The organism is Colwellia sp. SU-HH01172, assembly GCF_057553355.1.
The window spans coordinates 808,142-820,870 of record NZ_BAAJMB010000001.1 but is presented as its reverse complement, the minus strand read 5'-3'; the positions used below and the strand labels follow the sequence as shown (position 1 = coordinate 820,870).

12 protein-coding genes are annotated in these 12,729 nt (G+C 38.6%); 9 read left to right on the top strand and 3 right to left on the bottom strand.

Annotation, left to right across the window (positions count from 1 at the left end; genetic code table 11):
• Window positions 1–8 precede the first annotated feature (8 nt).
• A complete protein-coding gene (gene bamJ / locus AC27JP_RS03675) occupies window positions 9–482 on the top strand; it encodes a BamJ family beta-barrel-assembly machinery protein (protein ID WP_487112166.1) in 474 nt (157 codons plus the stop codon).
• A gap of 67 nt (window positions 483–549) precedes the next feature.
• On the opposite strand, the gene AC27JP_RS03670 is transcribed toward bamJ, so the two are convergent.
• From AC27JP_RS03670 to AC27JP_RS03660, 3 genes are all read right to left on the bottom strand, one after another.
• On the bottom strand, window positions 550–1,923 hold the full coding sequence (locus tag AC27JP_RS03670) for a sigma 54-interacting transcriptional regulator (protein ID WP_487112164.1): 1,374 nt from the start codon (window positions 1,921–1,923) through the stop codon (window positions 550–552).
• A gap of 68 nt (window positions 1,924–1,991) precedes the next feature.
• A complete protein-coding gene (locus tag AC27JP_RS03665; RefSeq protein ID WP_487112162.1) occupies window positions 1,992–2,549 on the bottom strand; it encodes a hypothetical protein in 558 nt (185 codons plus the stop codon).
• Complete coding sequence (locus tag AC27JP_RS03660) at window positions 2,549–4,057, bottom strand: HAMP domain-containing sensor histidine kinase (RefSeq protein WP_487112160.1); 1,509 nt, start codon at window positions 4,055–4,057, stop codon at window positions 2,549–2,551. Before AC27JP_RS03660 ends, AC27JP_RS03665 begins: the two co-directional genes overlap by 1 nt.
• Window positions 4,058–4,419: 362 nt before the next feature.
• Here AC27JP_RS03660 and AC27JP_RS03655 point away from each other — a divergent pair, with 362 nt between their 5' ends.
• From AC27JP_RS03655 to AC27JP_RS03620, 8 genes are all read left to right on the top strand, one after another.
• Entirely contained in the window at window positions 4,420–4,722 is a 303-nt protein-coding gene (locus AC27JP_RS03655) for an EF-hand domain-containing protein (protein WP_487112158.1), read from the top strand.
• Between the two features lie 102 nt (window positions 4,723–4,824).
• Window positions 4,825–5,175, top strand: coding sequence for a hypothetical protein (locus AC27JP_RS03650; RefSeq protein ID WP_487112157.1), 351 nt, complete (start codon window positions 4,825–4,827; stop codon window positions 5,173–5,175).
• A 61-nt stretch (window positions 5,176–5,236) separates the two neighbouring features.
• Window positions 5,237–5,848: a fumarylacetoacetate hydrolase family protein gene (locus tag AC27JP_RS03645; RefSeq protein ID WP_487112156.1), complete on the top strand. Its 612-nt coding sequence runs from the start codon at window positions 5,237–5,239 to the stop codon at window positions 5,846–5,848.
• A 93-nt stretch (window positions 5,849–5,941) separates the two neighbouring features.
• On the top strand, window positions 5,942–6,169 hold the full coding sequence (locus AC27JP_RS03640) for a glutaredoxin family protein (RefSeq protein ID WP_487112154.1): 228 nt from the start codon (window positions 5,942–5,944) through the stop codon (window positions 6,167–6,169).
• Window positions 6,170–6,298: 129 nt separating this feature from the next.
• Window positions 6,299–8,164, top strand: coding sequence for a diguanylate cyclase (locus AC27JP_RS03635; protein ID WP_487112152.1), 1,866 nt, complete (start codon window positions 6,299–6,301; stop codon window positions 8,162–8,164).
• 100 nt (window positions 8,165–8,264) lie between these two features.
• Window positions 8,265–9,389: a hypothetical protein gene (locus AC27JP_RS03630; RefSeq protein ID WP_487112150.1), complete on the top strand. Its 1,125-nt coding sequence runs from the start codon at window positions 8,265–8,267 to the stop codon at window positions 9,387–9,389.
• 42 nt (window positions 9,390–9,431) lie between these two features.
• On the top strand, window positions 9,432–11,552 hold the full coding sequence (gene ovoA / locus AC27JP_RS03625; protein WP_487112148.1) for a 5-histidylcysteine sulfoxide synthase: 2,121 nt from the start codon (window positions 9,432–9,434) through the stop codon (window positions 11,550–11,552).
• Between the two features lie 19 nt (window positions 11,553–11,571).
• Window positions 11,572–12,726 carry a pyridoxal phosphate-dependent aminotransferase gene (locus AC27JP_RS03620; RefSeq protein WP_487112146.1) on the top strand — a complete coding sequence of 385 codons (1,155 nt, stop codon included), beginning with the start codon at window positions 11,572–11,574 and terminating at the stop codon, window positions 12,724–12,726.
• Window positions 12,727–12,729 lie beyond the last annotated feature (3 nt).

Sequence of the window (12,729 nt, the reverse complement as noted above, 5' to 3'; positions counted from 1 at the left end):
GAAAAAACGTGACTAAGTATATTGTGCTGCTCATAGTATTGGGCTTAATTATTAGCTTTTTTGTACGTAATAATGCCAATCGTGAAGCAGCTAAAGTCAATGCAGTAAAAGCGGCTGAATTTTTACAAAACAATAAACAGGTCGAAGGGGTTGTTGAAACTGATTCAGGCTTGCAGTTGCAAGTGTTGACTGCCGGTGATGGCGATATCCACCCAAAAGCCAGTTCAAAAGTAAAAGTACATTATCATGGCACATTACTTGACGGTACGGTTTTTGATAGTTCGGTCGAAAGAAATGAACCGATTAGTTTTGGCTTAAATCAAGTGATTAAAGGTTGGACCGAAGGTCTACAGTTAATGGTTGTTGGTGAGAAAACACGATTATTTATCCCCGCAGAGCTAGGTTATGGCAATAATGCTGCGGGTAAAATTCCACCAGGCTCATTACTTATTTTTGATGTTGAGCTACTGGCAATTAATTAATCTACGCTCCATGACTAATCAAGTCATGGAGCTTTTATCAATAAGTTAATAAGGCTTATATACCTGTTTAGCCATCTCGAAAGGCTTCTGCCGTTAAGTGGTGTCGGTTGAGTAGTTTATAGAACTCGGTTCTATTTCGTTGTGCTATTTTTGCTGCTTGAGAAACATTGCCGGCGGTAATTTTTAACAGCTTGGCTAAATAATCACGTTCAAACTTGTCTCTTGCTTGCACAAAAGATGGCAGGATAGTGGTTTTATCACGCAGCGCATTTTTCACTAACATTTCGCTGATTAATGGCTCGGTTGATAATGCCACCGTTTGTTCAACAACATTTTGTAATTGCCTGATGTTTCCGGGCCAAGTTGCACTGATCAAAATTTCCATCGCTTCTTGGGAAAAACCCGAAATATTGGCATGAGATTTCTCAGTCGATTTCGATAAGAAATATTGAGCCAATAACGGAATATCTTCTCTACGTTCGGATAACGGCGGTAATTCTAGCTCAACGACATTAAGTCGGTAATATAAATCTTCCCTAAAGGTTTTATCAATAATCGCTTGTTGTAAGTTTTTATGGGTGGCAGAAATGATTCTGACATCAACTTTAACCGATTGGGTACTGCCCACCGGCCTAACTTCACGCTCTTGTAAAGCCCTGAGTAGCTTGACTTGAAAGCTCATGGGCATGTCGCCAATTTCATCTAGAAATAATGTCCCACCGTCAGTCGCTTGAAATAAGCCAATATGACTTTTTTCAGCACCAGTAAAAGCCCCTTTGGTATGACCAAACAATTCAGACTCTAATAATTGCTCGGGAATAGCGGCACAATTTATCGCAGTAAACTTCTGAGCAGAACGGGGACTAGCCAAATGAATTGCTTTTGCCAATAGCTCTTTACCTGTGCCACTTTGGCTATGAATTAATAGGCTAAAGTCGCTTTTAGCCACTTGTTTACTTTGCTGTAGCAGAGACTCCATAATTGTACTGCGGCTGATAATTTTATCGCGCCATTGATTATCGGCCTGGTTATGGTTTAGCTCAGCTGGCTGCAAGCGAATGGCTTGCTGGACAACTTCTAATAATTCTTTGCTTTCAAAAGGTTTAGTTAAAAAACTAAATACTCCTTGCTTAGTGGCATTAATCGCATCCGGTATTGTGCCGTGCGCGGTCATGATAATTACCGGAATATGCGGATGCCTTGCTCGAATTTGCTCGAATAATGCCATACCGTCCATGCCTTCCATTTTTAAGTCGCTGATCACGAGTTGTGGGTGAAAGCTCTCTAACCTTCCTAATGCGATTTTGGCATTTTTTGCCGACTCAACGTGGTAGCCTGCGGCCGATAGGCGAATACCCAGCAAACGTAATAAACTTGGATCATCATCTACAATGAGAATTTTGCTGGTGCTGTCTTCTGCTGCTGGACTTGGGGTATTCATTGTTTAATCTCGATAGTAAAATAAATGTTTGGCTTTGCATTCTTTATGCAAACACCGGTAAAAATGAACTATTGCTCGCGCTTGTCTATGGCTTGATCAATTTTTTTAAGTTGAATAATGGTTTGTTCAAGCGTTGCAATTTGTTCGAGTAATACTTGTTGTTGCTTCACGGCTAATTTGTTTTGTTCTTGTTGTTGTAAAAGCAAGCGATTATGCATCAGTAATCGTTGGTTGAGTTGGTCGTGTAATAAAGTAATAAAGGCTTGCTCACTCGGGTTAATGTGCGCAAATGCGGCATTATTTCCCTCCGCTTTCATCTGATTAAGCAAAGCCTTAGCGTTAAAACTATTGTAAATAGGTGATTTAGGTAAGCTGTAAAGTAACAGCAATTTAATTTGGCTATCATAGTCATTTGTTTCGGGTTGCTGGGCTATGGTTGCCATTTTGTTTTGTAGTTTTTCAACCTCTTCGATTAGCTCAAATTCAGTGAATTGCTGTAAAGCAAGATAGTATTCGCCATAACTGGTGTTTGGTTGTTCATGTTTAGCGATAAGCTGGCAACCAGAAAGTAGTAAAATACTACTCAAGAGGAAAGCCAGCATAGAAAAGTCATGATTAATAAACATTAACCTTGCTCCTGTTGTTCAAAAGCGCGGGGTAGGGTTATTCTAATTTTAGTACCCATTTGCTGCTGATGATTTGTTAATAGTTCAATATGGCCATTGAGTCTGAGGATGAGTTCTTTGACTATGGTTAAGCCTAAGCCACTGCCTTTTACTAAGCTATCAATTGGTGGCGGCCCTTGGAAAAAAGCATCAAATATTTTATGTTGATTTTCTTCACTGATGCCAATGCCTTGATCGCTTATTGTCAGCTGTAGTTGCTCGTCAATAAGAACTGCCGAAATGCTTATTAGTCCTTCATTTGGCGAGTACTTTATGGCGTTAGACAATAAGTTATCGATGATCACCGCCACTTGTTTGCGGTTACTCATGACAACAATATTATTATGTTTAAGCTCTAGCTGAATTTTCTTACGCTTTATATCTAGCGTCCGCTCCGAAAGTACCTGGGTTACTGTGTCATCAATGACAATCTTTTCAGAATCTTGCAAGCTAGTTGAGTCGAGTACAATATTAAAATCGAGCAAGTCTTCAATGTGCTTTTGTAAACGAAATACGCTGTTTTTAATGATATGAGAGATTTCTTGTTGCTCAGCATTTAACTCACCAACACTGTGATCATAGAGTAATTCGGTACCTTCTCTGATTGCCGCTAATGGCGTTTTCAATTCGTGAGATATATGTCTAATAAAGCTAGATTTTTGCAACTCAAGTGCGTGTAGCCGGGTGCGCATGTTTTCTAATGCTTGTGCTATTTCTTGTATTTCAGGAGAGCCTGCTAATTGTATTTCTCTATCAAAATGTCCTTGCTGTAAACGTAAAATATTTTTAGTCAGTATTTTTAGTGGTGTGGTAATGAGATAAATAAACAATGTCGCAATTATTAGGCTTATCGGAATGATGACTAAGCTTTGTATCATGATATCGCGAGTCGCTTGAGCGGCTTGTTTGATATTATTGATATGCTGTGTGTTTAGTGCATTGCTGCGCTGATTAATTTGCTCGTAAATTGTGGTAAGGCGATTAAATTTCTGCTGAATAGGCTGAAGAATATCGTCATCATTAGGCGATTTTTTTTCTGCATTGGGTATTGTCGTTTCAACAATATCTGTTACCGTTTTTGCATAGCGATTGGCTAATTGTTGTAATTCGGCATCGCTACTGGCAGTGATCAATTGCTGTGTTATTAGAAGAAGTTGTTGGCTCTGTTCGAGATAGCTTCCTGCCAGAGCAAGATCTCTTAACACTAAGTATTGTGCGGCATTACGCTCCATTTTTATTTGGCTACTTTTTAATAACTGTTGATTATCGAGCAACTTAGTTACATCGAGAATAGCCCCTTCACTTTCTTGCGCTAAGGTATTCACTTGCGAAGCACCAAACAATAACGCCAATACCAGCGGAATAGCAACCAAGCTAAAGCCCAATAAGGTTAACGATTTTATCGACAGATTTAGTGTCGGTACGCGTTTTTTTCGCTGTTGAGCACGTTGAGTTTTATTTGTTTTCACGTTTGAGCTTTTGCCATCTTTTAATTCGCTTAGGTACGGTATTAGTGTTAGCTAAATTCTCCTAAAAAACAATAGTGTCTCTATTTGGATACAGATATCGTATTGGGTTTTTAGGTTGTTAAGTATTTGATTTTAAATTTAAAAATTTGATTTTCATCTGTGTGTTCATCAAGTATAAATATCTTTTTAATTATACTGTTGCTGATTGGCTACAGTAAAATATCTCATCAGCCATTAAAGCTGTTTTATATCAATAGCTTGCAATGTTGGTACAGCATGTGCAATGCCAACATCGTAATGTGGCACTTGCCATTGTAGGCATATTTATTGATGTGCTGTTAATTAACTAGAAGGATTCAAACATGAATAATATTAGCTTAAAGAAACTCTCAATTACTGTTGTTGTTGCATCATTAGCATCAAACATCGTATTTGCTAACAATGACATCAGTACAGTGTTGACGAAAGTAGAAAAACCATCTTCATTTGCTAAATTGATCAGCAAATATGATAGCGACAAAAGTAATACCTTAAGTGCTAAGGAACTAGCAAATAATGACAAGCTAAGTAAGGATTTCGCTAAAGTTGATGTTAATGGCGATAAACAAATTAGCGAGAAAGAGTTTAATAATTATCTTGAAAGCATGAAAAAATCGCTATCGTAACTATGTCGCTTGCTGGTTAACAGCTCCCTTTTTTGCCGACTGTCAGCATTCGTTCCCAGCTAAGCAGTCGGCCTTTTTATACTGAAATTTAAGGCCCCCAACATGAATAATCAGTCTACCCCAGAAACCTTGTCTCGCTACGTGCAAATTGATAAATGGATTTTTGAAGTGAAAGCCGTGCGTGCAATACGCGTTGATGACTTTGGCAAACCTTACTCTGCTATTGCCAATTTTACTCTTAATGGCAACAGTGCTTATATCGACGGTTTGTTAACGCGAGAAGAAGATGATTTTACTCGTGAAGATTACCAAACCTTTGTTAAAATGTCGCAACAATTAGAAGTGAAAAGTGTTAATTTCGACCGTTTTAAGCAACGTCGTAGAGTTTCGGATACGGTAAAAGTAACGCCGATAAATAGTCAAAAACCAGAATTGAAATTGGTAAAAGCATAGCAAGGTATCGAGTTTAGTTGATATAATATTAGCGGGTATAATTATTTGAAAGGGCTGTCAAATGAACTCGATTAAAGTCGATGCAGGCTATATGACTCCATCTAAAATTGTTTGTGTAGGAAGAAATTATGCCGAGCATATCAGTGAATTAGGGAATGAAGTTCCTGATAATATGGTGTTGTTTATAAAATCGAACGCCGCGATAGGAAAACAATTGTTGGCCTATCACCAAGAAGCTTTGCATTATGAAGCAGAACTTTGTTTTTTGTATCAGCAAGGAGGCTTTTTTGCTGTCGCAATTGGTTTAGATTTAACCAAAAGAGCTTTGCAATCTCAATTGAAAACTGATGGATTACCATGGGAGCGGGCAAAAGCTTTCACTGGCTCAGCACTGTTTAGTGACTTTGTTTCGATCGAGTCAGCAAAAGAAAATTTTACTATCGAGCTTGATGTTAATGGTCAGCGTCGACAAACTGGCTCAGTCGCTATGATGCTACACTCTCCGCAACAAATTTTAGCTGAAGTTTTGTCGTTCATTGACTTAGAAGACGGTGATATTGTTATGACAGGCACACCTTCAGGTGTTGGTGAGGTTGTCGCTGGCGATGTTTTTCACGGGCGGGTACTGCAAGCTGATACGATATTAGTTAGCCAAGAATGGCAGGCAAAGTAATACTAGCGTGGAATTATTCTTATTTTGCATTATTGCTCGAAACATAAATATGAGAGAATGAGATTATTAATCACTAAATAAAGTTTTTCAATTATGAAACGCGTTATCCTCTATACCATGAATAATTGTCCCCACTGCCAGACGGCAAAACGCTACCTCGAACAAGAAAAAATTCCTTTTCGGTTATGTAATGTTAAAACCCCAGCAGGGCAAAAAGAGTTTTCAAAATTAAATATGCGTGGTGTGCCGGTCTTGAAAATTGCTGACCAAATTCTTAAGGGATTTAGTGTTAAAGATTTTAATCGCCTCTACAAGGCTTAAGTAAAGCCACTGATTTAACTGACAATAAAAAGTTGAATTATAAAAGCGTGTTTGATTTTTAGTCGTTTATTTGTTTTTTTTATGTTAGCGTAATGTAAAGGATAAACCGATATAAGCCGCGGGCGTGAAATGAGGCAAGCTTTACTAGTTTATTGTACAATTTTCATTCTTCTTTTTATTAGTTATTCCGTTGATGTTATAGCAGATGACACGGTTGACCTAAGCCAAATGGATAGCGAAATATATCTTCAACCTTGGCATTCCTATCAAAAAATCCTTGGCATGCAATCTGCTGCTGAATCCTATGATGAAACCCAGTATCTTTGGTGGCTAGTGCGTAAAGCGCAAGCTGAAAACCTGATCTATTTTTATGATGATTTGAACAACACGGTTAAGCAAGCTATTAGTTTAGTGACCGTTAATACACCATTGGCGATACAAGCTCGTTTAAACTTGTACCAGGGACTTGTTCATCGACGCCAAGGGCATTATTCATTGTCAGAAGAAGTGCTGGCTAAATCTCTAATGCAAGCGAAGAAAGTCAAATTAAGCCGCTTATATGTTTATACTAAACAAGAGCTTGCCTATACCAAAACCTTAACTGAATTATTCGAAACCTCGCTAGTTGATATTCAAGAAGCTTATGTTGAAGCCTTTGCATTAAAGGATCAGTTTTTAATCGCGTCAATTAACGAAACTTACGGCGCTATATATGGCTATTTAGATGATTATGAAAAGTCAATTGAATACTATCAACGAGCCTTAGAGGTTTATAAATATTTAAATTACCCTGCGCATATTGCTGAAGCCATATATGGTTTAGCGTCCACCTATCGATATTGGAAAAAGTATGATCTAGCGATTGATTATTTTCAAAAATATCAACAGCAAATTTCTTACACGCCAAACTCGAATATTAGTTTTTTTTCAGCTTATGGCTTGGGAATGACCTATGCAGAAATGGGCGATTGCCGACGAGCGATAACAACCATAGATAGAGCCCTTAAGTTGCAAGGTTTGGTTGACTATAATGCCGAATTATATAAACGTAAGGCTAGCTGTTTGATTGATTTAGGCCAGCTAGATAAAGCTGAAAAAGCCCTTTTTAATGCCGCTAGTGAGTTTTCAAAAGTGCCAGATATCATGGGTACGGCTTGGCAATTAGAAGTAATTAAAATTTCGGGTGAGTTGGCTCATGCAAGAGGTGATTACGACTTGGGCTACAAAATGCTTGAGCAATATTATCGTCAATATACGGAATTATTATTGAAAAACTCTTCTGAGCGGTTATTAAAAGTTCGGGCGGGTTTAGAAGTTGAACGCCAACAGATCACGCAAGCGTTGGAAAAAAAACGTTCAGAAGTGGATCTGTTAGAGATTGAAAAACGTAACAATGCTAATGCACAACAAATCTATTTTAATATTTTCATTATTTGTATGGTGCTAGTTGTTTTAGCTGTGATGGTGGTGCAATATCGCAATAATCAAAAAATGCACAGATTAACCATTAAAGACCCGCTGTCAGACTTATTTAATCGACGATATATTTTTAATAATTTAAGTAAAATTATTAACAGTAGTAATCTTGAAAAAATAGAGCTCGTAGTGGTATTGATTGATATCGATAACTTTAAAGAAGTTAATGATAAATACGGCCACCCTGTTGGCGACGCAGTGATATGTAAGATTGCCGACCTCGGAAAACAAGTGTTTCGTCAAGGTGATGCTTTTGGTCGAATTGGTGGTGAAGAGTTTTTATGCATCTTGCCTCGAACCAACCTTAGCGAAGCAATCAAAGTTGCGGAGCGATTTCTTACCTTAGTTAATCAAACCAGTATGATACCTGGCCATCAAGAAACCGTGACCGTTAGCATTGGCATTGCCAGCCTGTCTCAACAATGTAACGATGAAAAGCAGCTGTATATCAATGCAGATAAAGCACTTTACCAAGCAAAACACTTAGGTAAAAATCAAATACATGTATTTCAATCTTAAAGTGTCTTTTGTTCGTATAGTTAGAAATTAAAAAGATAATTTAAAGGTCAGTTATTATTCTCAAGCATATAAAATATCAACAAATTAAAATTTATCGCCAATGACAAAATTAAATAAGCTTGCGGAAAGTGTGCTTGCTAGCTTACAGAACTATATATTTAAGCGGGGTTATCGACCCGTTATACATTTTGAATTAGAAGGCTGTTATCAAAAGCCAAGCAATTTGTCTGTCGATTATCGCCAAATTAATCGACATTTAACTGAGTTGGGAATTGATGGTCAAGTTGTCGCTGAGTATTGGAGTAATCAATGGGAATATGTTTCACTTTTTAATGGCCAAAGCCCATTAAAAGAAGCGCAAAATCTTAATAGGGCGCTGTATTTCTTACCAAAACTTTTTGCAGCACAGGGAGTTAGAAAAACATTAATTAAACCGGTTATTTGGGCGGGAGATAATGGCAAACTGGCGTTAGGCTGTGAAAATATTTTCAGTGGTGATCAGCGCGCTGTGCATATTCCCAATGCGGTACAAATTAATGTCAGCCTGCAGGATCTCAGTGGACAAAATTTACTTGTTGCCGGAGATCTTGCCGAACGTTTACAGCAACGACTTTTACAAACCAGCTTAGCGGCGTGTTTAATTTATTTACCTGAAGAAGATGCTTTTGAACGCTTAGCCTTAAAGTCTAAATATGGTTTGGCAGCAGAGCTATGTTCTCCGGTTGATATTTCTGGTGGTCATCAAGGTAGTATTGCGCTTTATCGAGATATCGGTAAGCACAACCAAAAAATGGGCGTAGAGCCACTACTTTATGATGATAAAAATAATGTTCTACTCAGCGAAGAAAATTGGCACAAAACAGCTCGTATTGAGCACAGATTAGGTGCCTCAAGTGAACAATATAATCCGTATTTAAATGTGATTTATACGCTACTTAATATTATCGATACTATTGATAGCGAGAAAGATGATGACGTGAATGAGAGCCGCGATATAGAGCATCAAGGCTTTGGCCAGTTACCGAAATCGTTGCATGATCAACATGGCGTAGCGGGAGCAGTAACGCTATTTGCTAATAATCAATGGTTTAGTCAAACCATTGATAAGGTGCTATCTGATGATAGCGACAACTTAATGGATGAAAATGGCTTGGAAGTGACTAAGGGGAAGTTATTACAGCAATATTACTTAAAGCTGTTTCGGCCGGCTGATATTGTTATTTAATTCAGCCGTGGCAATATTTTAATCAAGATAAAGAATAAGTTAATGAAGAATAATATGATAAGTCAATTGAGCACACCGTCACTTAATGGCAGCTCGGTAGTGGATAAACGCCAAGAACTGATTAGCTATTTTAAAAATACTTGGTCAACCTATGAGTCGCTATTTTCATTGCTCAATCATGATGATGCGTATTTTTTGAAACCAGAGCGATTACGCCACCCATTAATTTTCTATTTCGGCCACACAGCGACGTTTTATATAAATAAGCTTATTTTAGGCAAGTACATTAACCAGCGAGTAAATAGCCGATTAGAAGCTATTTGTGCGGTGGGCGTTGATGAAATGAGCTGGGATGATCTTAACAGTGAACATTATGATTGGCCAAGTGTTGATGAAGTACGCCATTATCGAAATGAGGTCTACGATTTAGTTTTAAATCTTATTGAGCATATGGAACTAACACTGCCTATTAGCCAAGACTCGCTTGCCTGGATTATTTTGATGGGCTGTGAGCATGAACGTATCCATCTGGAAACATCATCAGTCATTATGCGCATGTTACCACTGCGTTGGCTGACAGAAACCCAAGCTTGGCAAGCATGTGATGAATCGTCTACTGCCGCCGACAACAGTCTGATTTCAGTACCCGCGCAAACAGTTTCACTAGGCAAAAAAGCTCAAGATCAAACTTTTGGTTGGGACAATGAGTACGGTCATTTAGCTGTTGAAGTAACAGATTTTAAAGCCAGTAAGTACTTAGTCTCAAACCAAGAATTTTTAACCTTTGTTGAAGCTGGTGGATATCGCCATAAGCAATTTTGGTGTCAGGAAGGCCAAGCATGGCTGCAATTTAGCAAAGCTGAGATGCCACGTTTTTGGCGTGATGAAAATGGTCAATATTTGCAGCGCAATTTATGCCGTGAGATACCGCTGCCACTCGACTGGCCTGTTGAGGTGAATTATTTAGAAGCTAAAGCATTCTGTCAGTGGCGAGAAAGCAAAAGTGATAGTTACATTCGTTTGCCGACAGAAGCTGAATGGTATTGTTTAAGAGAAAATGTAATAGGTGAGCAAAGTCAGTGGCGAGATGCACCTGGCAATGTTGCTTTGGCCTATCACGCCTCTTCTTGCCCTATTAATCGTTTTAAACACGGTGAATTTTTTGATGTTATCGGTAATGTCTGGCAATGGACAGAATCGTCAATTGATGGCTTTCCAGGCTTTACAGTTCACCCCTTGTATGATGACTTTTCAACACCAACTTTTGATGGCAAACATAATTTGATCAAGGGAGGCTCTTGGATCTCAACAGGCAATGAAACCTTGGCTTCTTCTCGTTACGCCTTTCGTCGACACTTTTTTCAGCATGCCGGCTTTCGCTATATCGAAAGTAAGCATGCTGAAATAGCACAGGCAACAGTCAATGAGTTCGAAACAGATAAGCAAATTTGCCAACAGCTAGACTGCTACTTCGGTACATCTCCTTTGCCCTATGAAGATTATGGGCAGCAAATTGTGACACATATTAAAGCCTTGTTAACGAGTCATGTTACTCAAAGGAAGCGGCTATTGAATTTAGGTTGTAGTGTTGGACGAGTTGCTTTTGAGCTTAGTGATACTTTTGCCCATATTGATGCGGTAGATTTTTCAGCGCGAACAATTCAACACGGCGTGCAATTGCAAGCTGGCGGTAATGTTAGATACACGAAAGCTATTGAAGGCGATATTTGTCAATATAATGAATTTAAACTTACTGATGTTGTGCAAAATGCCAACGCCAATCACATTTTATTTAGCCAAGGTGATGGTTGCAATCTTAAGGAAGTCTTTCAAGACTACGAGGTGATTTTTGTTCAGCATGCACTAGAGAAAAGTTATGATCCCGCACAGTTATTACAAAACGTAGTGAGTCGATTAAAGCCATCGGGTTTGTTAATTATTCTTTCTGATTATCATTATCAAACCGAGCATACTGATAAAGCTAAATGGCTAAGTGGTATAAAAGTTAATGGCGAGAATCTATTTGCCTTAGAGGCACTAACGAACCGACTTCCCCCTCAATTTGAGCTTATTCAACAAGATGAGTTATACCGAGTAATTTCCAACTCTGCACGGAGTTTTGTGGTTGATAAGTGCCAAATGACCGCTTGGCGCATGAAGTAGTTTTTCGTTAGGGAATATTATGAAATCGTCATCACCTAGTTCACTAGTAGAATACGCGCTACCGGCTCATATTGCTTTTAGTCGAGAGTTAGCCCCTCATACAAAACACAATATTAGTGATTCTACAGGGCAGGCGTTAACGTTGGCACAACTGTGTGAATATTCTAATCGTGATATAACTCAAACTCGATTGCAATATGCTCCTATTCAAGGTGATATCAAGCTACGGGCAGAGATTATTAAATTTCATCAAGGGTTAAATTCCCATCAGCAAAACCTTAACGCTGACCATGCCATCACCTTTTCAGGAGCGCAAGAAGCGTTATCAGCAATTTATCAAAGTGTATTGCGACCAGGTGATGAAGTCATGGTGGTGACACCGAGTTATCCATCGTTAGTTATTATGGCAAAGTCACTTGGTGCTAAGGTGAGGGAAATCAAATTACAACCCAATAAAGCTTGGCAAATTAACATCGAAGACTTTACTAGTGTGATCAATAGCAAGACGCGTTTAATCGTTTTAAACTCACCACATAACCCAACCGGCAGTGTTATCGACAGCACGTTAGCAGAGCAAATATTGCAACTGGCTAAAAAATATCAGTGTTATTTATTAAGTGATGATGTTTCGCAAGCGAGTCATTATGGCAGCATTAATATTGCGCACCGCTACTTAGATTATCAGAACAGTATTGTAGTGGGTGTAATGTCGAAGAGCTTTGGTTTAGCTGGTATTCGTATTGGCTGGGCAGTGACGCCTAATAAAGCACTTTTGGAAAATATCATGGCGATTAAATCGCGGAATTCCATATGTTGCTCGGTAACGGATGAGCATTTAGCACTGATCGCGCTAGAAAACAAAGAGCTAATATTAGCGGAAAACAACAGAGTTATTGTTGAAAATATTGCCTTATTTACAGCCTTTGTCAGTCAATTTTCTGAGCATTTGAGCTGGTGCCCACCGCAAGGCGGAATTTTAGCCTTAGTGGAGGTTAAGAATATTCACTCTATAACAGATTGGTCGACAGCATTAGCTAAAAACACTGGTATTTTAGCTTTACCAAGTAAACTGTTTGGCCTGTCAGGTAATTACTTTCGATTGGGGTTAGGGCAAAAAAACCTTTGTCAAATACTCAGTAAGTTTGGTGAATACTTATCAGCCGATAGGGCATAAGCG